Here is a 24307-nt window from a genome sequence, read left to right as displayed (position 1 = left end):
GCGGGCCTCTCGTCGTCAGGTCTGTCGTCAGCGCAGCGCTTCCCGCTGGAACACCAGGTTCGCGTTCTTCAGGTCGCTGTCCAGCAGGTCGTCGTAGGACCGCTCGCCGGTCAGCACCCGCAGCAGGAACGCCGTCACGAACGCGCGCCCCAGCTTCTGCGCCCCCCGCTCGCCGCTGCCGTCCAGCATGAGCTCGCTCCAGTGCCTGCCCTCGGTGAACCCGAGGTGCGAGGCCTTGGGCAGCAACCGCAGCTGCACGGGACCGGCCCACGCCTGCGCGATCGCCTCCGAGTGGCCGACGGGCGGTGCGATGCGGTCCTCACCGGCAGCGAGGTGCAGTCCGGGCGCCCGGACCTCCCGTGCTGCGTCGAGTGCCGAGGGGCGCGTCTCCGTTGCGGCCAAAGTCACAACGGCCCTGACGCGGTCGGAACCCGAGGCCGCCAGCACCGCCGCGCCGCCGCCCATCGAGTGCCCTGCCAGCGCGACCTTGGCAGGGTCGACGCTGATCTCCCCGGTGCCGAGCCGCACGCCGGTGCAGATGTCCAAAGTGGTCAGCAGGTTCGCCGCCAGCACCCGTGACGACAGCAGCGGCCCGCGCTCCACGGCCGGTGCCGCTGCGACCACGCCCCACGAGGCCAGGTGGCGCAAAAGTCCGTGGTAGCGGCGCACGGGCTGCATCCAGCCGTGTCCGAACGCGACAGCGGGCAGGCCGAGGCCGGACTGGGGCGTGAAGATCACGCCCGGCAGGCCGACGAGCGCGAGGTCTCCGCGCAGCACGGGGTGCGGGCCGGGCCTGCTGAGCTGCTCAAGGGCCTGTTTCGCGGTCAGCGTGATCACGCGGCGAGCCATGTGGTGAACCGTAGTCGATCCTGTCGCGCACACCACATCCGAGATTGGTCTACACCACATGTGCGCCTGACCTGCGCAAACGGAGGCCTCTCACTCATTAGGGTTAGTGGCGTGGTCTAGCTAGTCTGTTTCCCGTGTGCGGAATCGTGGGATACGTGGGTCACCAGTCGGCGCTCGACGTCGTGCTGGACGGGTTGAGGCGCCTCGAATACCGGGGTTACGACTCGGCGGGCGTCGCGGTCGTGACAGGCGACGAACTCGCCGTCGAACGCAAGGCCGGGCGGCTGCAGAACCTGGAGACGCTGCTCGACGAGGTGGGCCGCGAGAACTTCGTGGGCACCGTCGGCATGGGTCACACCAGGTGGGCGACGCACGGCGCGCCGATCGACAAGAACTCGCACCCGCACCGCGACACGACGAACCGTGTCGCCGTGGTGCACAACGGCATCATCGAGAACTTCCTCGCGCTGCGCGGCGAGCTGGAGGCCGCCGGCGTCGAGATGGCGTCCGACACGGACACCGAGACGGTCGCGCACCTCGTCTCCTTCGCCTACGCGGAGGGCGACACGAAGGGCGACCTGGTCGCCAGCGTGCGCAAGGTCGTGAACCGCCTGGAGGGCGCGTTCACGCTCGTCTTCACGCACGCCGACGAGCCCGACACCGTCGTCGCCGCGCGCCGCAACTCGCCGCTGGTCGTCGGTGTCGGCGACAACGAGTACTTCGTCGCGAGCGACGTGGCCGCGTTCATCGCGCACACCAAGGAAGCCGTCGAGCTGGGCCAGGACCAGATGGTCGTGCTGACCCGCTCCGGCTACGAGGTCACCGACTTCGAGGGCGAGCCCGCCGAGGCCAAGCCGTTCACGGTCAACTGGGACCTCAGCGCCGCCGAGAAGGGCGGCCACGAGTACTTCATGCTCAAGGAGATCGAGGAGCAGCCGGAGGCGTTGGCGAACACGCTGCGCGGCCACTTCGCGAACGGCCGGATCGTCCTCGACGAGCAGCGGCTGTCCGACCAGGACCTGCGTGACGTCGACAAGGTCTTCGTCATCGCCTGCGGCTCCGCCTACCACTCCGGTCTCGTCGCGAAGTACGCGATCGAGCACTGGACCCGCCTGCCCGTCGAGGTCGAGCTGGCCTCCGAGTTCCGCTACCGCGACCCGGTCCTCGACCGCGACACGCTCGTCGTCGCGGTGTCGCAGTCCGGCGAGACCGCGGACACGCTGGAGGCCGTGCGCCACGCCCGTGCGCAGAAGGCCCGCGTCCTGGCCGTCTGCAACACCAACGGCGCGCAGATCCCGCGCGAGTCCGACGCCGTGCTCTACACGCACGCCGGCCCGGAGATCGGTGTCGCGTCGACGAAGGCGTTCCTCGCCCAGATCGCCGCGAACTACCTGGTGGGCCTGGCCCTGGCGCAGGCGCGCGGCACCAAGTACCCGGACGAGGTCGCCCGCGAGTTCCACGAGCTGGAGGCCATGCCCGCCGCCGTGCAGCGCGTGCTCGGCACCATCGACCAGGTCAAGGCGCTGGGCCGGGAGCTCGCCGACTCGAAGGCCGTGCTGTTCCTCGGCCGCCACGTCGGCTACCCGGTGGCTCTCGAAGGTGCGTTGAAGCTCAAGGAGCTCGCCTACATGCACGCCGAGGGCTTCGCGGCGGGCGAGCTCAAGCACGGCCCGATCGCGCTGATCGAGGAGAACCTCCCGGTCGTCGTGGTCATGCCGTCGCCGAAGGGCCGTGCCGTCCTGCACTCGAAGCTGGTGTCGAACATCAGCGAGATCCAGGCGCGTGGCGCCCGCACGATCGTGATCGCGGAGGAGGGCGACGAGACGGTCCGCCCGTTCGCCGACCACCTGATCGAGATCCCGGCCGTTCCGACGCTGCTGCAGCCGCTCATCTCGACGGTGCCGCTGCAGGTGCTCGCGGCCGAGATCGCGACCGCCCGCGGCTACGACGTGGACAAGCCTCGCAACCTCGCGAAGTCCGTTACCGTCGAGTGAGTGAGAGGCGTCTGGCACACCGAACGCGTCAAGTTCGCTGAAGAGGAGCTCATGGCGGTCGTCCCGCCGGGCTCGCTGATGCGCAAGGCCGCGTTCGGTGTGGCCACCCACGCCCTCAGGCTTCTTGCCGGACGTCGCCGCGTGACGTTGCTCGTGGGTGCGGGCAACAACGGCGGCGACGCCCTGTGGGCCGGCTACTTCCTGCGCCGCCGCGGGGTCGCCGTGTCCGCCGTGCTGCTGAACCCGGCCAAGGCGCACACCGAGGGCCTCGCCGCGTTCCGTCGCGCGGGCGGCCGGATCGTGTCCGAGATCGGCACTCCCGACCTGGTCGTCGACGGCATCATCGGCCTCTCCGCACGTGGCCCGTTGCGGCCGGACGCCGCCGCCCTCGTCTCCTCGGTGACCGCGCCGATCCTGGCGGTGGACCTTCCGTCCGGCATCGACCCGGACACCGGCGAGACCTCCGGACCGTTCGTGCGAGCGCACACCACCGTCACGTTCGGCTGCCTGAAGCCGGTGCACGCGCTGGCCGACTGCGGCGACGTGCACCTGGTCGACATCGGTCTGCGGCCGTCCGACCCCGACTTCGTGCTGCTGGACCGCTCGGACGTTCGCTGGCCGGTGCCCGGCCCGTCCGACGACAAGTACACCCAGGGCGTCACGGGTGTCGCGGCCGGCAGCTCCACCTATCCCGGCGCCGCGGTGCTCTCGACCGGCGCGGCCGTCCTGGCGACGTCCGGCATGGTCCGCTACGCCGGTCCGGCCGCCGACGCCATCCGCGCCCGCTGGCCGGAGACGATCTGCACGGGCTCGATCACCGACGCCGGCCGCGTCCAGGCCTGGGTCGTCGGCCCCGGCATGGGCACCGGCACGTCGTCGGCCGAGGTGCTGCGGTTCGTGCTGGACGCCGGGGTCCCGGTGATCGCCGACGCGGACGCCATCACGTTGCTGGCCTCCCAGCCGTCGCTCTGGGACGCCCGCGACCCCGACGCGCCGCTGGTGCTGACGCCGCACGACCGCGAGTTCGAACGCCTGACCGGTCCGGTCGGCTCCGATCGCGTCGCGGCGGCGCGGAAAGCCGCGCAGCGGTTCAACGCCGTGGTGCTGCTCAAGGGCCACCGGACCGTCGTGGCGGCACCGGACGGACGGGCGCTGGTCAACTCGGCGACGTCGTCGTGGCCCGCGACGGCAGGCTCGGGTGACGTGCTGTCGGGGATCATCGGCGCGCTGCTGGCCGCGGGCCTCGACCCGTTCCTGGCGGCGGGGTACGCGGCGTACGCGCACGTCCTGGCCGCCGAACTGGGCGCGGACGGCGCACCTCTGCCCGCCTCGGGCCTGATGGAGGCCGTCCCCGACGCGATCCGCGCGATCAGGGCCCGTTAGATCGCGGAGAAGCCCGCCGCGAGGTCGCGCCTGCCGGTCAACGCCAGCAGGACGGCCTGACCGCTGCCGGTGACCGCCGCGATGCGCGCGGCCAGCGCGGCCGAGTCGGCGATCGCCTCGACGGGCGGCTCGAACGGCAGGCCGGCCGCGGCGGCGACGTCCATGCCGTGCACGACCAGCTCGAACGTCCTGGTGGGCAACCACCGCGCGAGCCGCATCCCGCCCGCCGACGTGGCGACCAGCGCGTCCGGCTCGGCCGAGGCGACGGCGGCCACGGCACGTTCGGTGAACTGCCGCACCTCGCCCAGTCGTGCGCCCCAGTTCCGCGCATCAACGGTGGAATGAGCGACAACGGCCTGGTAGACGGCCGGATCAACGGTCTTCGCCAGCGCGTAGTACCCCTCCGGCGTGGTGATGTCCTCGGTGCCGGCCCGCCGGCCGAGCGCCTCGACGACGCCGGCCAGCCCGGCGGAGACGGTGTGGCCGACCAGGTCCCGCAGGGCCCACTCGCCGAGACCGGGGCCGTCGAGGCTGTCCGCGGGTAGCGCGTCCACGAGGTCGGCGAAGGCGTGCGCGGTGGCGATGAACGTCCGTTGTGCGGCCATGGCCCCAGCCTGGCCGAGCGAGTGCCGCCGCGGTTCGCGCTTCGCGTTCGGCGAAACGTGACCTGGCGTGCGAGTTGCGCCATAGTCCCTGCTCGCGGCTGTCATGGCACGATGAACAGGTTATGGCTCGTTCAGAAGTTGTCGTCGACCTAGGCGCGCTGCGGCACAACGTCGCCCTGCTCGCCGGTCTCGCGCCGTCCGCGGACACGATGGCCGTCGTCAAGGCGGACGGCTACGGCCACGGCGCGGTCCAGGTCGCCCGCGCGGCCCTCGAAGCCGGCGCGACCTGGCTGGGTTCGTGCAGCACGGAGGAAGCCCTCGCGCTGCGCAGGGCGGGCATCCAGGCGCCGGTCCTCGCGTGGCTCGACGCCCCGGACGAGGACCTGGCCGCAGGGCTCGCCGCCGACGTCGACATGTCCGTGTCGTCGCTGTCGGACCTGCGCCGGATCGAGCAGGCGGCGGAGGAGGCCGATGCCCGGCCGCGCCTGCACCTCAAGATCGACACCGGCCTGAGCCGCAACGGCTGCCAGCCGCGCGACTGGCCCGAGCTGGTCGAGCAGGCGAAGAAGCACGAGGTCGTGGCCATCTGGTCGCACCTCGCGTCCGCCGACGAGATCGGCGACCCGTCCGTGGACCTGCAGGCCAAGCGGTTCGACGACGCCTACGAGGTGGCGCGGGCGCACGGCCTGGACCCGAAGCGGCACATCGCGAACTCCGCGGCCCTGCTGACCAGGCCCGACCTGCACTTCGACCTGGTCAGGCCCGGCATCGCGATCTACGGCCTGAACCCGGTGCCGACCGACCACGACCTGAGGCCGGTCATGAGCTTCCGGTCGCACGTGGCGCTCACGAAACGTATCCCCGCAGGGGAGTCCGTCTCCTACGGGATGACATGGACGGCGCAGACGGACACGACGCTGGCACTGGTGCCTGCGGGGTATGCGGACGGTGTCCCGAGGGCGCTCTCCGGCCGGATGGAGGTGCTCCTGGACGGGAGGCGCCGCCCGGTGGTCGGGCGTGTCTGCATGGACCAGGTCGTCGTGGACTGCGGGGACGACGAGATCGCGGAGGGTGCGGAGGTCGTCCTGTTCGGAGACGGCCGCCGGGGGGAGCCGACGGCGACGGAGTGGGCGGAGCTGACCGGGACGATCGACTACGAGATCGTCTGCGGGATGTACCGGCCGCGGGTGCGGAGGATCTACACGTGAAGCCGGTGTGGAAGGTCGTCGGGTGGGTCGGTGGCGCGGTCGGCGCCGTCGTGGCCGGTGCGGCCGTGGCGCAGACCGCGAAGGTCTCGCACGAGCGCAAGACCGCGTCCGACAGCCTCGCCGACGAACCGCTGGGCCAGCTCAGGCCCGACCGCGAGTCGACGGTGGCGGCGGAGGACGGCGTGCCGATCTCCGTCGAGGAGGTCGATCCCGCGGACGGCGGCGAGCCCGACATCACCGTCGTGCTCGTGCACGGGTTCGCCCTGGACCGCCGTTGCTGGCACTTCCAGCGCCGCGACATCGCCGAGCTGATCGACCCGCGCGTGCACCAGGTGCTCTACGACCAGCGCAGCCACGGCCGTTCCGGGCGTTCGTCGGTCGAGAACAGCACGATCGAGCAGCTCGCGCTCGACCTCGACTCGGTGATCCGCTCGGTCGTGCCGGAGGGCCCGCTGGTGCTCGTCGGGCACTCGATGGGCGGCATGACGATCATGGCGCTGGCCGAGAAGATGCCGGAGCTCTTCGAGGAACGGGTGCGCGGCGTCGCGTTGATCGGCACGGCCGCCGGCGCCGTGGGTGGCGCGGGGCTGCCGAAGTCCGTGCTGTCGCGCTACAACCCGGTGACGCTCGGCGTCGGCCGGCTCGCGGGTGTGCAGCCCGGTCTGGTCGAGTGGGTGCGCAAGAGCGCGAAAAGCCTTACGTGGAGCGGAATCCGCATGGGGGCGTTCGGTGACCGCAAGGTCGCGCCGTCCCTCGTGGACCTGATGGAGCAGATGATCAACGGGACGACGGTGAAGGTCCTCACCGAGTTTCTGGAGACCCTCGGCACGCACGACCGCTACAAGGCGCTGGCCGGACTGCGGCACTGCGAGGTGCTGATCCTGAGCGGCGACGCGGACAAGCTCACGCCGTTCTCGCACGCCGAGCGGATGGCGGAGGAGATGCCGCACGCCACCCTCGTGCGGGCCCCCGGTGCCGGGCACATGGTGATGATGGAGCAGGCTGATCTCGTCAACGACCACCTGGTCGCGCTGATCGAACGGTGCGCGACCGATCGCGGAGAGAGTCGGAAGAAGTGGTGGCGCCGAGCGTGAAGACCGTCGAACTGCCCCTGGTGGAGGACACCGAGGAGTTCGGCCGCAAACTGGGTGAGCTCGTGCGCGCGGGCGACCTGTTGCTGCTCGCCGGTCCGTTGGGGGCCGGGAAGACGGCGTTCGTGCGCGGTCTCGCGCGGGGCATGGGCGTGCGGGGCAGGGTGTCCTCGCCGACGTTCGTCGTCGCCCGCGTCCACGAGCCCGGTGAGGACGGCCGGGGCGTGCGGCTGGTGCACGTCGACGCGTACCGGCTCGGGGGTCACCTGGACGAGTTGGACGACCTCGACCTCGACACGGACCTGGTCGACGCGGTCGTCGCGGTCGAGTGGGGCGAGGGTGTCGCGGAACGCCTGAACGAAGATCATCTTCTGATCCGCCTCGAACGCGGAATCGACGACGTTCGCACAGCTCAGCTCGTTCCGCAGGGCGAATGGGTCGGTCGTCCCCTGCCTGTGTGACGAGGTCTGCCGCATGGGGTGATGTCCATTAAGGACAGAGCGTGACGGGCCGATTGAACACGCATGATCAAGAAGACGCTCTTCGCAACCGCAGTCATCGGTGGCGCGCTGCTCGCGGCCGCTGCTCCCGCTTCCGCCGGTGAGCACGACCGCTCCGGCGGCATCAGCGTTGCCGACAACCTCTGCGCCGCGCCGTGGCAGTGGAACGGCCCGTTCTCGCTGCTGCACGAGGGCCACGCCCCGGGCTACGCCGCGTGCAACGACAACCACACCGGCCACGGCGGCGACGGCATCAGCGTGCTGAACAACGCGTGCGTCGCGCCGTGGCAGTGGAACGGCCCGCTGGAGATCTTCACGGTCGACCACTCGCCGTCCTACGTCGCCTGCAACGGCAACTCGGCAGGCTGATCGACGGGCGTCAGCGGATGGCCGGACGAGCCCGTCGGCCATCCGCTGAAAGTCCTCCCGGGACTGCGCACGATCCGCGGCCGAGCGTCGCGAACCCCGTGACGGGACCGTTCGGAGCGGATGGTTTCGGCGCTTCGCCCGCTGGAACCACCCACCGGATGGTCGGCACGGGCTGGTACTACCCTGGTCAACCGTGCTAGTGCTCGCCGTCGACACGGCCACCCCCGCAGTCACCGCCGGTGTGGTCGAACTCGCGCCAGACTCCCCGCCGCGCCTGCTCGCGAAGCGGGTGACGCTCAACGCCAAGGCGCACGGCGAGCTGCTCACCCCGCACATCAGCGACGCGCTCGCGGAGGCCGGCAGGACGTTCGCCGACCTCGACGCGATCGTCGTCGGCGCCGGACCCGGCCCGTTCACCGGCCTGCGGGTCGGCCTCGCCACCGCCGCCGCTCTCGGCCAGGCGCTCAACCGCCCGGTCTACCCGGTCGCCACCACCGACGCGATCGCCAAGGACGCCGCCAGCGGCCACCCGCTGCTCGTCGCGACCGACGCGCGGCGCAAGGAGGTCTACTGGGCCGCCTACGACGCCGCCGGCCGCCGCACGGACGGGCCGCACGTCGAACGCCCGCAGGACCTCGCCGAGAAGCTGCCCGCGCTGGGCGTGCACCAGGCGACCGGTGAGGGCGCCGAGATCTACTCCGAGGTCCTGGGCCTCGAACTGCTCGACGCCAAGCATCCGAGCCCCGAAGGCCTGGTCGCCGCCGCGGCCGCCGAGGTGCTCGCGAAGGCCCGCCCGGCCGCGCTCACCCCGCTCTACCTGCGCCGTCCCGACGCCGTCGAGCCCACCGGGCGCAAGAGGGTGACCAGGGCATGACCACCGGCACCGTCACGCTCGCGCCGCTGCGGCACGCCGACGTGCCGAAGTGCCACGAGATCGAGCTGGCGCTGTTCCCCGGTGACGACCCGTGGAGCGAGAACGCGTTCCACACCGAGCTCGACAACGGCAACTACTACGTCGGCGCGTACGACGGCGACGAGCTGATCGGCTACGCCGGACTCGCCGCGTCGCAGTACGAGGCCAGCGTGCACACGATCGCCGTCATCGGGCACTGGCAGGGCAGGGGCGTCGGCAAGATGCTGCTGCGCGACCTGCTGACCCGCGTCGACGAGATCGGCGTGCCGGTCTACCTCGAGGTCCGCACGGACAACGAGCCCGCGATCGCGATGTACAAGGCGCACGGCTTCGACCAGCTCGGCCTGCGCCGCCGCTACTACCAGCCGTCGGGTGCCGACGCGTACACGATGGGAAGGCCAGCTCACAGTGTCTGATCGCCTGATTCTCGGCATCGAGAGCTCGTGCGACGAGACGGGCTTCGGGATCGTCCGCCTCGGCCAGGACGGCTCGCTCGAACTGCTCGCCGACGAGGTCGCCTCCAGCGTCGAGGAGCACGCCCGCTTCGGCGGCGTCGTGCCGGAGGTCGCCTCGCGCGCCCACCTCGAAGCGCTGGTCCCGACCCTGCGCCGCGCGCTCGACACCGCGAAGGTCGAGCTCTCCCAGATCCACTCCATCGCCGTCACGGCCGGACCGGGTCTCGCCGGTGCGCTGCTGGTCGGCGTGTCCGCGGCCAAGGCGTACGCGGCCGCGCTCGGCAAGCCGCTCTACGGCGTGAACCACCTCGCGGGCCACGTCGCCGCGGACACGTTGCAGCACGGCCCGTTGCCGCAGCGCTGCCTCGCGCTGCTGGTGTCCGGCGGCCACTCGCAGCTGCTGCTGATCGAGGGCGGCCTGGCGAACTCGATCACCGAGATCGGCTCCACCGTGGACGACGCGGCCGGCGAGGCGTACGACAAGGTCGCGCGCCTGCTCGACCTGCCGTACCCCGGCGGCCCGCCCATCGACAAGCTCGCCAAGCAGGGCAACGGCTGCGCGATCGCGTTCCCGCGCGGCCTCACCGGCCCGCGCGACGCGAAGTACGACTTCTCGTTCTCCGGCCTGAAGACCTCGGTCGCCCGCTGGGTCGAACGCGCCGAGCGCGCAGGCGAGGAGATCCCGCTGGCCGACGTCGCCGCGTCGTTCCAGGAGGCCGTCGCGGACGTGCTGACCGCCAAGGCGATCCGCGCCGCGAAGGACCTGGACGTCGGCACACTGGTCATCTCCGGCGGCGTCGCGGCGAACTCGCGCCTGAGCGGCCTCGCCGCCGAACGCTGCGCCGAGGCGGGCATCGAGCTGCGCGTGCCGAGGCCGCGGCTGTGCACCGACAACGGCGCGATGATCGCGGCGCTCGGCGCCCACCTGGTCGCGGCGGGCGCCAAGCCGTCCCCGATGGACATCTCGACCACGCCGGGCCTGCCAGTCAGCACGGTCCAGATCTTCTAGACGCGGTTCAGCCCGGGTTTCACCAGGTCCAAGCTCCGCTAGGCCTGGTGAAGCCCGGGACTCCGGTCCTCGATCACGAAGGACGCCTTCGTCGTGACGGGAGCTCCGGGCCTCGACACGTAATCGAGGCCGCGGAAGTCCGCCCGCACCTCACGGGCGGTGAAGCGGGTCCGCACGTACCCGCGCCGGTTGTTGAAGTACTTCACGTGCGGGTTCTCCGCGAGCAGCGCGGGAGTCTCCGCGCGGGTCTCCGAGCCGTCCCCGCCGGACGTGATCGACGTCGACACCAGCTCCGTCGCGACCGTGCGCGAAGCCGGGTCGTTCCAGCGCTCCTTCACCTCGGCCGCCCACGCCGCGTGCACGTCACCGGTGAGCACGACGGTGTTGCGCGTGCGTGCGAACCCGGCGACCACGCGGTCGCGGTTCGCGGCGTAGCCGTCCCACGCGTCCATGTTGTTGGTCTCGCCGGCACCGGGCGTGAAGTCGAGCTGCGAGAAGAACACCTGCTGCCCCAGCACGTCCCACCGCGCGTGCGACCGCTTGAGGCCGTCGAGCAGCCACTTCTCCTGCGCGGCACCGGTGATCGTGCGCGTCGGCTCCAGCCGTTCGGGACAGGCCTTCACGCCGTCCCCGCACAGCTGGTCGTCGCGGTACTGCCAGGTGTCGAGCATGTGGAAGTTCGCGAGCCCGCCCCACTGCAGCCGCCGGTAGAGCTGGAGGTCGATCCCGGAAGGCCTGGACCGGATCGGCATGTTCTCGTAGTAGGCCTGGAACGCCGCCGCCCGACGTGCCAGGAAGTTCGGCTGAGGGGTCTGCGGCTTCTCGTAGACCTCGTCCGCCCAGTTGTTGTCGACCTCGTGGTCGTCCCAGACCACGGCCCAGGGCGCCACGGCGTGCGCCTCCTGCAGGTCCAGGTCGGTCTTGTACTGCGCGTGCCGCTGCCGGTAGTTCGCGAGCGTCTCGGTCTCCGGGCCCTCGTGGTCGCGCGGGTTGCCGCCGGGCGCCACGTACGCGCCCTTCGTGTACTCGTACTGGTAGTCGCCGAGGTGCAGCACCAGGTCGGGCTGGTCCTCGGCCAGGCGCCGGTAGGCGGTGAAGTAGCCGTGCTCGAACTGCGAGCAGGAGGCGAACGCCATCGTGAGCCCGCTGCCCAACGCCCACGGTGCCAACGCCGTGCGCGTGCGGCCCACACGCGATACGTGACCCTCTGCGTTGAAGCGGTAGAAGTACTCGCGACCAGGCAGAAGGCCGCGCACGTCCACGTGCACGCTATGACCTTCCTCAGGCCGTGCGTAGGCCTTGCCGCGTTGAACGACGAGCCGGAATCGCTCGTCCAGTGCGATCTCCCACTTCACCTCGACGACGCGCGACGGCATGCCGCCAGCGCCGTCCTCCGCGAGAGGCGTGGGTGCCAGGCGGGTCCACAGGACCACGCTGTCGTAGGTCGGATCGCCGGAGGCGACGCCGAGGGTGAACGGGTCGATGAGCTTCGCCGACCCCGCGCCGACGGTGGTGAGCGCAAGTCCCCCGACGAGGAGAGCGCGTCGCGTCACTTGAGTCATGCGGTCGACCCTCACGCACCAGGGTGGCTGTGAGGTGAACGCTTCACCTAGAGCCTGTGAAGCCCTGGGACGCGGTCCTCCACCGCAAAGGACGCCCTGGTGCGCACCGGCGAACCCGGACGCGTCACGTAGTCCAGCCCGCGGAAGTCCGTGCGCAGCTCATCGGGAGTGAACCGGGTCACCGTGTACCCGCGCCGGTTGTTGAAGTACTTCACGTGCGGGTTCTCGCGCAGCCACAGCGGTGTCTCGGCGTACTCCTCCGAGCCGTCGCCTCCTGCCGTGATCGAGGTCGTCACCAGCTCGGTGGCCAAGGTCTTCGACGACGGGTCGTCCCACCGCTCCTTCACGTCCGCGCCCCACGCCGCGTGCACGTCCCCGGTGAGCACGACCGGGTTCCGCACGTCCGCGAACCCCGCCACGACCCGGTCGCGGTCGGCGACGTAGCCGTCCCACGCGTCCAGCAGGAACTTGTCGACCTCGCCGGGGATGTAGTCGTACTGCGAGAAGAACACCTGCTGCCCGAGCACGTCCCAGCGGGCCCGCGAGCCGCGGAAGCCGTTGAACAGCCACTCCTCCTGCGCGGCGCCGAGCATCGTGCGTTCGGGTTCGAGCCGCTCGGGGCAGAGCTGCAGCCCGTCGCCGCAGGCCTGGTCGGTCCGGTACTGGCGGGTGTCGAGCATGTGGAACGTCGCCAGCGAGCCCCACCCGATCCGCCGGTACAGCCTTGATGACCTGCGCAAAGGCATGTTCTCGTAGTAGGCCTGGATCGCCGCGGCCCTGCGCGCGGGGAAGTTCGGCTGCGGCTTGTCGGGCAGCAGGCCGGCCCAGTTGTTGTCGATCTCGTGGTCGTCCCAGATCACCGACCAGGGCGCCACGGCGTGCGCTTCCTGCAGGTCGGGGTCGGTCTTGTACTGGGCCTGCCGGCGGCGGTACCCGGCGAGCGTGACCGTGGTCGGGCCTTCGACGTGGCGGACGTTGCCGCTCGGGGCGACGTGGATGCCGCTCTCGTACTCGTACGTGTAGTCGCCGAGGTGCAGCACCAGGTCGGGCTCGTCCTCCGCGAGTCTTCGGTAGGCCGTGAAGTAGCCGTGCTCGTACTGCGCGCACGACGCGAAGGCCATCGTCAGCGGTACGTGCAGCGCGCCGGGAGGAGGCGCCGTGCGCGTACGGCCCGTCCGCGAGAGGTGGTTGAGGGCCTTGAAGCGGTAGAAGTACTCGCGGCCGGGCTCCAGGCCGACGAGCTCCACGTGGACGCTGTGCGCCTCTTCGGGTCGCGCGATGGTGGAACCGCGTTGCACGATTCGGGTGAATCGTTCGTCCTGCGCGACCTGCCACAGGACCTCGACCGGACGGGACGGCATGCCTCCCAGACCGTCGTCGGCGAGCGGTTCGACGGCCAGCCGCGTCCACAGGACCACCCCGTCGGGTGCCGGGTCACCCGAGGCCACACCGAGTGTGAAAGGGTCGCCGGGCGGGGCCGAGGCGGTGACCGAGAACGCTGTGACTCCTGCCACGCCTGCGAGCAGCAGCGTTCGGCGCGTCAACGGGGACATGCCCTGAATACGGCTCCCGGATGGTGATCGGTTCGGGGGTCTCGTTGAAGGCTTGGCACTCTCGTGGGTAGAGTGCCAACTGCACGGCACCAGCACCGCCCCGACCCCCGCGACGGCGGGGTGGCAGGAGCCGTTAATTCGAACCTGCCAACGACCCGTGGAGGTCATCCCGGTGAGCGTGAACATCAAGCCGCTCGAGGACAAGATCGTCGTTCAGGCCTCCGAGGCCGAGACGACCACTGCCTCCGGCCTCGTGATCCCGGACACCGCGAAGGAGAAGCCCCAGGAGGGCAAGGTCCTCGCGGTGGGCCCCGGCCGCATCGACGACAAGGGCAACCGCGTCCCGCTGGACGTGGCTGTCGGTGACGTCGTCATCTACTCGAAGTACGGCGGCACCGAGGTCAAGTACAACGGCGAGGAGTACTTGATCCTCTCCGCTCGCGACGTGCTGGCCGTCGTCAACTAACGACGCTCGGCTGTCATGCCTGACGCCCCGGCGCCCCATCCGGGGCTTCCGGGGCGTTTCGCTACCCAGAGAGGCTTCAAGCAATGCCCAAGCAGATCAGCTTCGACGAGGACGCTCGTCGGGCGCTCGAGCGCGGCGTCAACAAGCTCGCCGACACGGTCAAGGTCACCCTTGGCCCGCGTGGGCGACACGTCGTGCTCGACAAGAAGTTCGGTGGCCCGACGGTCACGAACGACGGTGTGACCATCGCTCGCGAGATCGAGCTGGACGACCCGTTCGAGAACCTCGGCGCGCAGCTCGCCAAGTCGGTCGCCACCAAGACCAACGACGTCGCGGGTGACGGCACCACCACCGCCACCGTGCTGGCGCAGGCGCTGGTCAAGGAAGGCCTGCGCAACATCGCCGCGGGCGCCAACCCGACCGCGCTCGGCCGTGGCATCCAGGCCGCCTCCGACGCCGTCGTGGACGCGCTCAAGGGCAAGGCCACCCCGGTCAAGGGCCGCGAGAACATCGCGCAGGTCGGCACGGTCTCGTCGCGTGACGAGTCCATCGGCGCCCTGCTCGGCGAGGCCATCGAGCGCGTCGGCGAGGACGGTGTCATCACCGTCGAGGAGTCGTCCACGCTCGCGACCGAGCTCGTGATCACCGAGGGCGTGCAGTTCGACAAGGGTTACGTGTCGACGCACTTCTCGACCGACCTCGAAGCGCAGGAGGCCGTCTACGAGGACGTCCGCATCCTGCTGCACCGCGAGAAGATCTCGGCGCTCGCCGACGTCCTCCCGATCCTCGAGAAGGTCGCGGAGTCCGGCAAGCCGCTGCTGATCCTCGCCGAGGACGTCGAGGGCGAGGCCCTGTCCACCCTGGTGGTCAACGCCGTCCGCAAGACCCTGAAGGTCGTCGCCGTGAAGGCGCCGTTCTTCGGCGACCGCCGCAAGGCGTTCCTGGACGACCTCGCGGTCGTCACCGGCGGCGAGGTCATCTCCTCGGAGATCGGCCTCAAGCTGTCCGAGACCACGCTCGACCAGCTGGGCACCGCCCGCCGCGTCGTCGTGACCAAGGACGACACCACGATCGTCGACGGTGGCGGCACCAAGGCCGACATCGCCGGCCGCGCGGAGCAGCTCCGTCGCGAGATCGAGGCCACGGACTCCGACTGGGACCGCGAGAAGCTCCAGGAGCGCCTCGCGAAGCTCTCCGGCGGCATCGCCGTGATCAAGGTCGGCGCCGCCACCGAGACCGAGCTCAAGGAGCGCAAGCACCGCATCGAGGACGCGGTCGCCGCTACGAAGGCCGCGGTCGAGGAGGGCATCGTCCCCGGCGGTGGCTCCGCTCTCGTGCACGGCTCCAAGGTGCTCGACGGCGGCCTCGGCCTGACCGGTGACGAGGCCACGGGTGTCGCGCTCGTCGCGAAGGCCCTGTCCGCGCCGCTGTTCTGGATCGCCACCAACGCGGGCCTCGAAGGCGCCGTCGTGGTGAACAAGGTCCGCGAGGGCGAGTGGGGCTTCGGCATCAACGCCGCCAAGCTGGAGTTCGGCGACCTGCTCGAGCAGGGCATCATCGACCCGGTCAAGGTCACGCGTTCCGCCGTGGCGAACGCCGCCTCGATCGCGCGCATGGTGCTCACGACCGAGAGCGCCGTCGTGGAGAAGAAAGCGGAGGAGCCGACCTCGGCCGCCGCCGGCCACGGCCACGGGCACGGCCACTGAGCCTGTTCTTCGAGCTCGAACAAAACCGGCTCGGCACCATTTCGTTTGGTGCCGAGCCGGTTTTGTTGTTCAGACTATTGCCAGTTGTCGCTTTCGTGCCTTGATGATGTGGTCGCGCTCGGATTCCGAGAGTCCACCCCAGATTCCGTACGGTTCCTGCACCGCCAGCGCGTGTTTGCGGCACATCTCCAGCACCGGGCAGGCGAGGCAGACAGCCTTGGCGCGAGCTTCCCGGCGTGATCTCGCCGGGCCCCGTTCACCGTCGGGGTGGAAGAAGAACGCACTGTCCATGCCCCGGCACGAACCGCGCATCTGCCAGTCCCACAGATCTGCGTTGGGACCGGGGAGCCTTCGGGTGTCCGCCATCGAGACCGCCTCCGTGACGACTGCTCCATTCGGCTTAACGATGATCCACCGTAGAACCGCGTCAAAACTTGTTCAAGAGGCTGAAGACCCTTATCAACTGATGGGTGACGGCACGCGTGTTCGATCACTCACCGCCCGGAGTTGCCGACCGGATGAGGTGAACGGAACATGGCTCTCGTGATGACACCACCGGAGATCAAATCGACCGGTAGTCACACGAGTGAGCCCCTTCTCTCAGTGGCCGCGGTGGCCAGGCGACTCGGCGTGGCTCCTGCCACCCTCCGCACCTGGGACCGCCGCTACGGACTCGGGCCGACCGGCCACACCACGGGCAGGCACAGGAAATACGGGCCACCCGACGTCGCCAGACTCGAATTGATGCAGCGCGCACTTCTGCGCGGCGCGTCATCGGCGGAAGCGGCCCGTTTCGCTCTCGACTCGAAATCGTCGATGACGCACGGAGAGGTGCCCGTAGCTCCAACGGGTGGACGTGGCCTGAAATTGCCAGGAGCGTCTCGTTTGGCACGTGGTCTCGGCCGCGCCGCACTGGCGATGGACTCCATCGCCGTCCAGGAGATGCTCGCCGACTCACTGGCCGCAGACGGCGTGACCGCCACCTGGAACGAGGTGGTCCGCCCGGTCCTGACGGCCGTCGCGGCCCGCTGGCAGCTCTCCGGCGCTGGCGTGGAGGTCGAGCACCTGCTGAACGAGTGCGTGCTCGCGGCGTTCGTGCGCGCCACACCTCTGGTCAGCGGCGGGCGCAACCACCGGCCCGTGCTGCTCGCCTGCATGCCGGAGGAGCGGCACAACCTCCCGCTCTACCCGTTGGCAGCAGAGCTCGCGCAACGCGGCATCGTCGTACGGCAACTCGGCGCGGCCCTGCCGATGGACGCACTGGCCGCCGCCGTGCGTCGAACCGCACCCTCCGCGGTGGTGCTGTGGGCGCAGCTCCCGCGGTACGCCGATCCGGGGGTGATCTCCGCGTTGCCGCGGACCCGGCAGCAGGTGCGGGTGTTCGTGGGAGGGCCGGGGTGGCGGCGCGGGGTGGTGACGTCGCCGGCGGAGCGGGTGGAGGACCTGGCGGCGGCGGTGGACGCGGTGGAGGCTGCCGTCACCTGACGCTCCGTTCGTGGCGCTCGTGGCGCTCGTGGCGCGCTTGTGTGGGGTGTGGGCTGCCGTGTGACTGCGTCGCGCCGCTCGCCGTGCGATGTGTCGTGCTGCTGCGCCGCGCCGCTCGCTGCGGAGTGCTGTCGCGCCGTGCGGCTGTCTCGCGCCGTGCGGCCGTGTTGTGCCGCCCGTGTGTGTGGCGCCGTCCTGCACGTCGTGGAGCTCGCCCTGCTCCGGCTCGCGCCGCCCCGAGCCTGGCTGCCCCTCCTGGGCCTGGATGGCCCGCCGCATCCCGCCTGCCGCGCCTTCTCCGCTGCCTTCCCCGCCCTGCCGCCCCGCCCCTCTCCACCACCGCCGCGCCCCCACCCACCCCCACCTGAAGGCAGACTCCACCTCGTGAAGGAAGAGGACCTCCGCCGCGCCGCCTTCGGCGACTCACCCCACCTCGACGTCTGGCCGGCGCTCTCCGCCCAGAGCCCCCGAGCCCGCTGGCTCGCCGCCGTGACCCTGGGCGGCCAGGGCCACTACGCGGCGGCCGCCACGCTCCTGGACGCGCTCCGTCACGACCCCGACCCGGTGATCGCGTCCCTGTCCCTCTCGACTCGCGCGTCCCACCACCGTCAGCTAGGAGCCCACCACCTAGCCCGCCCCCTCGACGGAGCCGCCCTCGCGCGCGTCCAAGAGAACGGTGCGACCGACCCGGATGGGATCGACGCGGCAGGTGCCCGGACCGACGCCCTGCTCGGGCTCGCCGCCGACTCGCTCGGTGCTCAACGCCTGGACGAGGCCCGCAGGTTGCTCGCACGAGTTGAGACGCGGTCGTGGCGCGGTGAGGTCCGCAAGGGCTGGGTGACCGCCGAGATCGCGCTGGCGTCCGGCCTCCCGCAGGACGCGGTGGCCCCCGCGGAGGCGGCGCACAGGAGGGCGACGAGCAGAAAGGCGCTGCGGCACGAGCTCAAGTCGGCACTCGTCCTGGGCACCTCGTTGGTCGTGTGGGGGACACCCGACGGCCTGAATCGCGGGCTTGAACTGGTCGAGTGTGAGCTAAATCACAGCGCCTTGAAAGGGCTCCAACCGTTGATCTGGCCGAGCGCTCTCGTCCTGGCGGGCCATGCCCCCACGAAGGGCGCAGTCGCCATCGACCGGGCGACGGAGGCTCTGAGCTGCGTGTTACGGAGAGCTGATGCCGTCAGCCGTCGGGTCGCCCTTGATTCCCCGTGGGTGCCGAGTGGGCTGCTCCGTTCCGGGGAACCCCCGAACGCAGACCCTCAGACGAACTTCTTGACGGATTAAGCACCGGATCGTGTCAAGGTCCGGCCTCCAGCGTCCGATAGGGGAGATGGAACGTCACTCGGCTGCAGGAAAGGAGTCCCCGTGACCACGGTCCTTATTTGCGACGACCGGCGCAGTGTGCGGGAGGGTCTCACCCGCGTGATGTCGGCTGTCCCCGGGGTTAGCCGCATCGACTGCGTAGCGCACGGTGACGAGTTGTTGGCTCGCTTTTCAAGGCAGCCGGTCGACGTCGTCCTGGTGGGAACCCAGCGCGCCGTCCCGACCGGGGTTGAAGCAACCCGTCGGCTCGTCTCCGCGAATCCGCAGGCAAACGTCATCGTCTTCGGAGCACCCGACGACGCCGGGAGCATCGCCGCGGCGATCGCCGGCGGTGCACGCGGCTACCTGAGGTGGGACGCGTCGCGTCCCGAGCTTGTGGCAGCCCTCGCGCACACGCTCGCCAGCACTTCGGTGCCGGCGCCTCGTCAGCCCTCCGACCCCGGAGTGCAGCTCACGGAGCGTGAGCTCCAGGTGCTGCGGGGCATGAGCCAGGGCAAGAGCAACGGCCAGATCGGCCGCGAGCTCTACCTGTCGGAGGACACGGTGAAGACGCACGCTCGTCGTCTCTTCCGCAAGCTCGGTGTTCGTGACCGCGCTCAGGCGGTCGCGCACGGCTTCCGGCGAGGCCTCGTCCAGTAGGTCGCACTTGCCGCACCGGCCCCGTGTCCTCATATGCCGCATGTGGGGAAGCGGGGCCGGTGGCGTGCGTGAGGCGGCTCACCTGTGCAACTGGTGATCCTCCGGGTCGCGCATTTAGCCCAGCCCGGTGACAATGTCGCCGGGCTGTCAGCCGTTCGGACGTGCTGGCTGTTCACGCGTGGTGTCCATACCCCACCTATGAACAGAACGCCGGAAGACCGGTACGGTGAAGCTGCTGCATCGGGTCGCTGTGAGTGACTCGTGTTGTTTCCTGTCGGTACGCCAACAAGTAACACCAGGGCTGTTGTCTGCGATGACCAACTTGGGGGACGGACTGGACGCCGAAGTGGGCGCGGCCGTCGACGGCGACCGCCAGGCGATCGAACGCCTGCTGGCCTCCATACGTCCTCTGGTGGTGCGGTACTGCCGCGCCCGAGTTGGCAGGCAGGAGCGGAGCTTCGCTTCGGCGGACGATGTGGCCCAGGAGGTGTGTCTCGCGGTGCTCACGGCATTGCCCAGCTACCGCGACCAGGGTCGGCCCTTCCTCGCGTTCGTCTACGGGATCGCGGCGCACAAGGTCGCCGATGCACATCGGTCCGCCGCCAGGAACCGCTCCGAGCCCGTTCCTGAGGTCCCCGACGCGCCGGAGACCGAAGCTGGTCCCGAGCAGCGGGCGATGCAGGGAGAACTCTCCGACCGGATGGCGGTACTGCTGCGCGTCCTGCCGGAGAAGCAGCGGGAGATCCTGCTGTTGAGGGTGGTGGTCGGACTCTCCGCCGAGGAAACTGCCGAGGCGGTCGGTTCGACGCCGGGTGCGGTACGGGTGGCGCAACACCGCGCGCTCGCTCGTCTGCGCAAGTCGCTGGCAGCGGAGGAGGTGGTCTGAGTGGCCGACGAACACGGGAAGGACGACGAGGAAGTGCGCGGACCGGACGACAGAGCCCCGCACGAACCCGTCGCCGACGATCTTTCGGCAGTGCAGGCCGATGACAAGCTGCTGGACGCGCTGGGGTCGGCGACCCCGAACGCGGCCGGCTCACTCGTCGACGACGAGTTGAACGCGTTGCTGCTCGCATGGCGCAACGAGGTGGAGACGGAGCCGTTCGGCGAGCTCGTCGACACCGACACCGCGATCGCCACGATCCAGGCCGCACGCCCGCAGCCGGTGAACAGGCATCGCTTCCTGATCCCGCTGGCGAGCGCCGCCGCGGTCCTGGCCATCGCCTTCACCGGCGTGAGCCTCGTGGCCCGCGACGCACAGCCCGGCGACGCGCTCTGGGGCCTCACACGAGTGCTCTACTCCGAGCACGCGAAATCGATCGAGGCCGCGGCGATCATCAACACCGACCTCGACGCCGCCCGTCTGGCGCTGCGCGAGGGCAACGTCACCGAGGCCCGCGAGAAGCTGGACAAGATCGGGGCCAGCCTCGGTTCGGTGTCCACGGCCGACGGCAAGGCGCAGCTCGAGGAGAAGCACAAGGAGCTGGAGAAGCAGCTCGACACCAACACCTCGACCGCGCCGCCGACCTCGACGACCACGAAGCCGACCAAGCCCCCGAAGTCGTCGGAGCCGTCGACCACCCCGTCGACGTCGTCCACGCCGCCCTCCACGACGGAGCCGTCCACGCCCCCGTCGTCCGAGACCCCGGCACCGCCGACGTCGAACGGCGAGGAGAACCCGCCGCCGCCTCCGCCGCCGGACCCCGGCACGGGTGAGAACCCCGGCTCGACCGGGACCGGGACGAACGGCGAGACCGCCGGGCAGACGACCGGCTCCTGAACCATCTGAGACGCAGTGTGAACGGCCCCTGATCCTTCGAGGTCAGGGGCCGTTCACATGCTCGGGCGTTCACACGTCAGGTGGAATGTGACCGGATCGGGCGACCAGCTGCCCGCGGCCGGGTGCGTCCGACCTCACAGGCCGGGCGCGACGTCAGCGCGCCGACTCGGTCGCCGTCACGCCGTCCGCGTACCCGCGGCAGTACTCCCAGCTCACGTAGGCCCCGGGATTCGGATCGAACGCCGGCTCGTGCGGGCGCATCCGTCCGTCGGCGAGCAGCTGTTCGAGTGAGGCTCGTAACAACGCCCAGTCGTGGTAGTGCGGCTCCTGGCACTCACCGCAGTCCACGACGATGCCTCTGACGCCGCGATGTTCGAGCAACGCCTGGTAGACGGCGAGGTCGCTCAGGTCGCTGACCAGCTCCGTCCGTTCGTCGTCGTCCATCGGGGGATGGTCGTGGTCGGGCTCGCCCAGGGACAACGCGGGGTCCTCTGGGTCGCCTGCGAAGGGGTCTGGTGGCAACGCGTCGTGCGGCACGACCCCGCACGGTACCCGCCGTACCCCCTGACCCGTCCAGATACCATGGGTCGCACCGCCTCCGCCTGCGGAAACCACGCTCGCAGGAGGGGGAGCAAACCGCACGACGGAAGGCATGTCACCCGCTATGACCAGCGAGCTCAACGCTGACGGAGTCCCGGGCAAGTTCGCCATGCTGGGACTGACCTTCGACGACGTGCTCCTGCTGCCTGCCGAGTCCGACGTCGTTCCGAGCGGCGTCGACACGAGCACCAGGATCTCGCGCAACATCACCCTCAAGATTCCGCTGGCCAGCGCCGCCATGGACACGGTCACCGAGGGCCGGATGGCGATCTCGATGGCACGTCAGGGCGGCATCGGCGTGCTGCACCGCAACCTGTCCATCGAGGACCAGGCCCGTCAGGCGGAGACCGTCAAGCGGTCAGAGGCCGGCATGGTCACCGACCCGGTCACCTGCTCGCCCGACGCCACGCTGGCCGAGGTGGACGCGCTGTGCGCGCGGTACCGCATCTCCGGCGTGCCGGTCACGGACGCGAACAACAAGCTGGTGGGCATCATCACGAACCGCGACATGCGGTTCGAGCTTGACCACAGCAAGCGCGTGAGCGAGGTCATGACCAACGGCCCGCTGGTCACCGCGCAGGTCGGCGTGTCGGCCGAGGCCGCGCTGGGCCTGCTGCGCCGCCACAAGGTCGAGAAGCTGCCGATCGTCGACGGCGACGGCAAGCTCAAGGGCCTGATCACGGTCAAGGACTTCGTCAAGACCGAGCAGTACCCGATGGCCACCAAGGACCCGGACGGCCGCCTGCTGTGCGCCGCCGCGGTCGGTGTGGGCGAGGACTCGTTCGTCCGCGCGATGACGCTGGCCGAGGCGGGTGTCGACGTGCTGATGGTCGACACGGCGCACGGCCACTCGCGCGGCGTGCTGGAGATGGTCGCCCGCATCAAGAAGGAGCTCGGCGACTCGACGGACGTCGTCGGCGGCAACGTCGCGACGCGCGCCGGCGCCCAGGCCCTGGTCGACGCGGGCGCGGACGGCGTGAAGGTCGGCGTCGGCCCCGGCTCGATCTGCACCACGCGCGTGGTCGCCGGTGTCGGCGTGCCGCAGATCACCGCGATCTACGAGGCCTCGCTCGCCTGCCGCGCGGCCGGTGTGCCGGTGATCGGTGACGGTGGCATCCAGTACTCCGGCGACATCGCCAAGGCCATCGCGGCCGGCGCGTCCGCCGTGATGCTCGGGTCGCTGCTCGCGGGCACCCAGGAGGCGCCCGGCGACCTGATCCTGGTCAACGGCAAGCAGTTCAAGACGTACCGGGGCATGGGCTCGCTGGCGGCCATGCAGTCCCGCGGCGAGAACAAGTCGTTCTCCAAGGACCGCTACTTCCAGGACGACGTGCTCAACGAGGACAAGCTCGTCCCCGAGGGCATCGAGGGCCGCACGCCGTTCCGCGGCCCGTTGTCGCAGGTCGTGCACCAGCTCAACGGCGGTCTTCGTGCGGCCATGGGCTACACGGGCTCCCGCACGATCACCGAGCTGCAGGACGCGCAGCTCGTGCGGATCACGGCGGCGGGGCTCAAGGAGTCGCACCCGCACGACATCACGATGACCGTCGAGGCTCCGAACTACACCACCCGTTAGGGTGTTCGGGCTGCTTACAGCACGTTCTTAGAGCTCTGGAGAGGAACCACAGGTGCGCGATCTGGTCGAGATCGGCATGGGCCGGACCGCGAGGCGGGCCTACGAGCTGGACGACATCGAGATCATCCCGTCGCGTCGGACGAGGTCGTCGAAGGACGTCTCCACGACGTGGCAGATCGATGCCTACCGCTTCGACATCCCGCTGATCACCCACCCGACCGACGCCATCGTGTCGCCGGGCACGGCGGTCGCGATCGGTGAGCTCGGTGGCCTCGGTGTGCTGAACGCCGAGGGCCTCTGGGCGCGGCACGGCGACGTGGACGAGGCGCTGTTCCGCCTGGTCCAGGCCACCGAGGACAACGAGGACCCTGCCGCCGCGGTCAAGGTGCTGCAGGAGCTGCACGCCGCCCCGCTGCGGATGGACCTGATCGCCGAGGCGGTCAAGCAGGTCCGCGAGTCGGGCGTCACCGTGGCCGTCCGCGTCAGCCCGCAGCGCGCCGCCGAGCTCACGCCGGACCTGCTGGCCGCGGGCGTCGAGATCCTGGTCGTGCAGGGCACGATCATCTCGGCCGAGCACGTCACGCGCGGTGGCGAGCCGCTGAACCTCAAGTCGTTCATCGCGGACCTCGACATCCCGGTGATCGCCGGCGGCGTCGGTGACTACCGCACCGCCATGCACCTGATGCGCACCGGCGCGGCGGGCGTGATCGTCGGCTACGGCTACACGCCCGGCGTCACCACGACCGACCAGGTCCTGGGCATCGGCGTGCCGATGGCCACCGCGATCGCCGACGCCGCGGCCGCGCGCCGCGACTACCTCGACGAGACCGGCGGCCGCTACGTCCACGTCATCGCCGACGGCGGCGTCACGACCTCGGGCGACGTGGCGAAGTCCATCGCCTGCGGTGCCGACGCCGTGATGCTCGGCGAGCCGCTGGCCGCCGCGACCGAGGCGCCGGGCCAGGGCCTGTACTGGACGGCGGCGTCCGCGCACCCGTCCGTGCCGCGCAGCCTCGTCGCCGAGGCGGTGGACCAGGAGCTCGACCTGCGCAAGCTGCTGTTCGGCCCGTCGGCCGACCCGCGCGGCGTGACGAACCTGTTCGGTGCCCTCAAGCGGGCCATGGCCAAGACCGGCTACTCGGACCTCAAGGAGTTCCAGAAGGTCGGCCTGACCATCCGCGGCTAGAGATCGATTCCAGAAAGGGCGCGTTCCGACCGGGACGCGCCCTTCTGCTTTGCTGGGC

24 protein-coding genes are annotated in these 24307 nt (G+C 70.4%); 18 read left to right on the top strand and 6 right to left on the bottom strand.

Going from position 1 to position 24307, the window contains the following annotated elements; genetic code table 11:
* Positions 1-27: 27 nt before the first annotated feature.
* Positions 28-849 carry a dienelactone hydrolase family protein gene (locus tag ACFWN2_RS42655; protein WP_382436356.1) on the bottom strand — a complete coding sequence of 274 codons (822 nt, stop codon included), beginning with the start codon at positions 847-849 and terminating at the stop codon, positions 28-30.
* A gap of 134 nt (positions 850-983) precedes the next feature.
* On the opposite strand from ACFWN2_RS42655, the gene glmS reads away from it, so the two are divergent.
* Both glmS and ACFWN2_RS42645 read left to right on the top strand, forming a co-directional pair.
* Positions 984-2843: a glutamine--fructose-6-phosphate transaminase (isomerizing) gene (gene glmS, locus ACFWN2_RS42650; RefSeq protein ID WP_382436355.1), complete on the top strand. Its 1860-nt coding sequence runs from the start codon at positions 984-986 to the stop codon at positions 2841-2843.
* Positions 2844-4226 carry an NAD(P)H-hydrate dehydratase gene (locus ACFWN2_RS42645; protein WP_382436354.1) on the top strand — a complete coding sequence of 461 codons (1383 nt, stop codon included), beginning with the start codon at positions 2844-2846 and terminating at the stop codon, positions 4224-4226.
* Here the strand turns inward: ACFWN2_RS42645 and ACFWN2_RS42640 are convergent.
* Entirely contained in the window at positions 4223-4831 is a 609-nt protein-coding gene (locus ACFWN2_RS42640) for a maleylpyruvate isomerase N-terminal domain-containing protein (protein ID WP_382436353.1), read from the bottom strand. The two genes, ACFWN2_RS42645 and ACFWN2_RS42640, sit on opposite strands and share 4 nt — an antisense overlap.
* A 122-nt stretch (positions 4832-4953) precedes the next feature.
* On the opposite strand from ACFWN2_RS42640, the gene alr reads away from it, so the two are divergent.
* The 7 genes from alr to tsaD all read left to right on the top strand — a co-directional run bounded on the left by alr (position 4954) and on the right by tsaD (position 10376).
* Entirely contained in the window at positions 4954-6039 is a 1086-nt protein-coding gene (gene alr / locus ACFWN2_RS42635) for an alanine racemase (RefSeq protein WP_382436352.1), read from the top strand.
* A complete protein-coding gene (locus ACFWN2_RS42630; protein WP_382436351.1) occupies positions 6036-7133 on the top strand; it encodes an alpha/beta fold hydrolase in 1098 nt (365 codons plus the stop codon). Before alr ends, ACFWN2_RS42630 begins: the two co-directional genes overlap by 4 nt.
* Positions 7130-7591 (top strand): tRNA (adenosine(37)-N6)-threonylcarbamoyltransferase complex ATPase subunit type 1 TsaE, encoded by a 462-nt coding sequence (tsaE, locus tag ACFWN2_RS42625; RefSeq protein WP_382436350.1) that lies wholly within the window; start codon positions 7130-7132, stop codon positions 7589-7591. The genes ACFWN2_RS42630 and tsaE overlap by 4 nt, the downstream gene beginning before the upstream one ends.
* Positions 7592-7654: 63 nt before the next feature.
* Positions 7655-7999 (top strand): hypothetical protein, encoded by a 345-nt coding sequence (locus ACFWN2_RS42620; protein ID WP_382436349.1) that lies wholly within the window; start codon positions 7655-7657, stop codon positions 7997-7999.
* Between the two features lie 193 nt (positions 8000-8192).
* Complete coding sequence (gene tsaB, locus ACFWN2_RS42615) at positions 8193-8873, top strand: tRNA (adenosine(37)-N6)-threonylcarbamoyltransferase complex dimerization subunit type 1 TsaB (protein WP_382436348.1); 681 nt, start codon at positions 8193-8195, stop codon at positions 8871-8873.
* Entirely contained in the window at positions 8870-9328 is a 459-nt protein-coding gene (gene rimI, locus ACFWN2_RS42610) for a ribosomal protein S18-alanine N-acetyltransferase (RefSeq protein WP_382436347.1), read from the top strand. Before tsaB ends, rimI begins: the two co-directional genes overlap by 4 nt.
* Positions 9321-10376: a tRNA (adenosine(37)-N6)-threonylcarbamoyltransferase complex transferase subunit TsaD gene (gene tsaD, locus ACFWN2_RS42605; protein WP_382436346.1), complete on the top strand. Its 1056-nt coding sequence runs from the start codon at positions 9321-9323 to the stop codon at positions 10374-10376. The genes rimI and tsaD overlap by 8 nt, the downstream gene beginning before the upstream one ends.
* Before the next feature lie 38 nt (positions 10377-10414).
* Here the strand turns inward: tsaD and ACFWN2_RS42600 are convergent, their stop codons facing one another.
* Both ACFWN2_RS42600 and ACFWN2_RS42595 read right to left on the bottom strand, forming a co-directional pair.
* Positions 10415-11938: an alkaline phosphatase D family protein gene (locus ACFWN2_RS42600; protein WP_382436345.1), complete on the bottom strand. Its 1524-nt coding sequence runs from the start codon at positions 11936-11938 to the stop codon at positions 10415-10417.
* Positions 11939-11985: 47 nt separating this feature from the next.
* Entirely contained in the window at positions 11986-13491 is a 1506-nt protein-coding gene (locus ACFWN2_RS42595; RefSeq protein ID WP_382436344.1) for an alkaline phosphatase D family protein, read from the bottom strand.
* 172 nt (positions 13492-13663) lie between these two features.
* Here ACFWN2_RS42595 and groES point away from each other — a divergent pair, with 172 nt between their 5' ends.
* Complete coding sequence (gene groES, locus ACFWN2_RS42590; protein ID WP_030478362.1) at positions 13664-13957, top strand: co-chaperone GroES; 294 nt, start codon at positions 13664-13666, stop codon at positions 13955-13957.
* An 83-nt stretch (positions 13958-14040) separates the two neighbouring features.
* On the top strand, positions 14041-15663 hold the full coding sequence (gene groL, locus ACFWN2_RS42585) for a chaperonin GroEL (protein WP_382436343.1): 1623 nt from the start codon (positions 14041-14043) through the stop codon (positions 15661-15663).
* 69 nt (positions 15664-15732) lie between these two features.
* Here the strand turns inward: groL and ACFWN2_RS42580 are convergent, their stop codons facing one another.
* The gene (locus ACFWN2_RS42580) at positions 15733-16029 is read right to left on the bottom strand and encodes a WhiB family transcriptional regulator (protein ID WP_112262300.1); all 297 of its coding nucleotides are present in this window, start codon (positions 16027-16029) and stop codon (positions 15733-15735) included.
* Between the two features lie 180 nt (positions 16030-16209).
* On the opposite strand from ACFWN2_RS42580, the gene ACFWN2_RS42575 reads away from it, so the two are divergent.
* The 5 genes from ACFWN2_RS42575 to ACFWN2_RS42555 all read left to right on the top strand — a co-directional run bounded on the left by ACFWN2_RS42575 (position 16210) and on the right by ACFWN2_RS42555 (position 20887).
* The gene (locus ACFWN2_RS42575) at positions 16210-17148 is read left to right on the top strand and encodes a MerR family transcriptional regulator (protein ID WP_382436385.1); all 939 of its coding nucleotides are present in this window, start codon (positions 16210-16212) and stop codon (positions 17146-17148) included.
* A 384-nt stretch (positions 17149-17532) separates the two neighbouring features.
* Entirely contained in the window at positions 17533-18429 is an 897-nt protein-coding gene (locus ACFWN2_RS42570) for a hypothetical protein (protein WP_382436342.1), read from the top strand.
* Between the two features lie 81 nt (positions 18430-18510).
* A complete protein-coding gene (locus tag ACFWN2_RS42565; RefSeq protein WP_030471988.1) occupies positions 18511-19107 on the top strand; it encodes a response regulator transcription factor in 597 nt (198 codons plus the stop codon).
* A 313-nt stretch (positions 19108-19420) separates the two neighbouring features.
* On the top strand, positions 19421-19993 hold the full coding sequence (locus ACFWN2_RS42560; RefSeq protein WP_030471987.1) for a sigma-70 family RNA polymerase sigma factor: 573 nt from the start codon (positions 19421-19423) through the stop codon (positions 19991-19993).
* Positions 19994-20887, top strand: a complete 894-nt coding sequence (locus ACFWN2_RS42555) for an anti-sigma-D factor RsdA (RefSeq protein WP_382436341.1) — start codon at positions 19994-19996, stop codon at positions 20885-20887. It abuts the gene before it with no gap.
* A gap of 153 nt (positions 20888-21040) precedes the next feature.
* On the opposite strand, the gene ACFWN2_RS42550 is transcribed toward ACFWN2_RS42555, so the two are convergent.
* Positions 21041-21424, bottom strand: coding sequence for a DUF5319 domain-containing protein (locus tag ACFWN2_RS42550; RefSeq protein ID WP_382436340.1), 384 nt, complete (start codon positions 21422-21424; stop codon positions 21041-21043).
* A 127-nt stretch (positions 21425-21551) separates the two neighbouring features.
* On the opposite strand from ACFWN2_RS42550, the gene guaB reads away from it, so the two are divergent.
* Positions 21552-23063: an IMP dehydrogenase gene (gene guaB, locus ACFWN2_RS42545; protein ID WP_382436339.1), complete on the top strand. Its 1512-nt coding sequence runs from the start codon at positions 21552-21554 to the stop codon at positions 23061-23063.
* 52 nt (positions 23064-23115) lie between these two features.
* Positions 23116-24249: a GuaB3 family IMP dehydrogenase-related protein gene (locus tag ACFWN2_RS42540; protein WP_382436338.1), complete on the top strand. Its 1134-nt coding sequence runs from the start codon at positions 23116-23118 to the stop codon at positions 24247-24249.
* Positions 24250-24307: the final 58 nt, after the last annotated feature.

This window comes from Lentzea sp. NPDC058436, assembly GCF_042721515.1.
Lineage (GTDB): Bacteria > Actinomycetota > Actinomycetes > Mycobacteriales > Pseudonocardiaceae > Lentzea.
Note: the sequence above shows the minus strand (reverse complement) of the source record. Positions and strands in the feature narration are given on the sequence as shown.

What these genes read in the sequence shown, in the direction of transcription:
- ACFWN2_RS42655 (WP_382436356.1), bottom strand. Translation starts at nt 849, where the DNA reads ATGGCTCGCCGCGTGATCACGCTGACCGCGAAACAGGCCCTTGAGCAG.
- ACFWN2_RS42640 (WP_382436353.1), bottom strand. Translation starts at nt 4,831, where the DNA reads ATGGCCGCACAACGGACGTTCATCGCCACCGCGCACGCCTTCGCCGAC.
- alr (WP_382436352.1), top strand. Translation starts at nt 4,954, where the DNA reads ATGGCTCGTTCAGAAGTTGTCGTCGACCTAGGCGCGCTGCGGCACAAC.
- ACFWN2_RS42620 (WP_382436349.1), top strand. Translation starts at nt 7,655, where the DNA reads ATGATCAAGAAGACGCTCTTCGCAACCGCAGTCATCGGTGGCGCGCTG.
- rimI (WP_382436347.1), top strand. Translation starts at nt 8,870, where the DNA reads ATGACCACCGGCACCGTCACGCTCGCGCCGCTGCGGCACGCCGACGTG.
- ACFWN2_RS42600 (WP_382436345.1), bottom strand. Translation starts at nt 11,938, where the DNA reads ATGACTCAAGTGACGCGACGCGCTCTCCTCGTCGGGGGACTTGCGCTC.
- ACFWN2_RS42595 (WP_382436344.1), bottom strand. Translation starts at nt 13,491, where the DNA reads ATGTCCCCGTTGACGCGCCGAACGCTGCTGCTCGCAGGCGTGGCAGGA.
- groL (WP_382436343.1), top strand. Translation starts at nt 14,041, where the DNA reads ATGCCCAAGCAGATCAGCTTCGACGAGGACGCTCGTCGGGCGCTCGAG.
- ACFWN2_RS42580 (WP_112262300.1), bottom strand. Translation starts at nt 16,029, where the DNA reads ATGGCGGACACCCGAAGGCTCCCCGGTCCCAACGCAGATCTGTGGGAC.
- ACFWN2_RS42575 (WP_382436385.1), top strand. Translation starts at nt 16,210, where the DNA reads ATGACACCACCGGAGATCAAATCGACCGGTAGTCACACGAGTGAGCCC.
- ACFWN2_RS42560 (WP_030471987.1), top strand. Translation starts at nt 19,421, where the DNA reads ATGACCAACTTGGGGGACGGACTGGACGCCGAAGTGGGCGCGGCCGTC.
- guaB (WP_382436339.1), top strand. Translation starts at nt 21,552, where the DNA reads ATGACCAGCGAGCTCAACGCTGACGGAGTCCCGGGCAAGTTCGCCATG.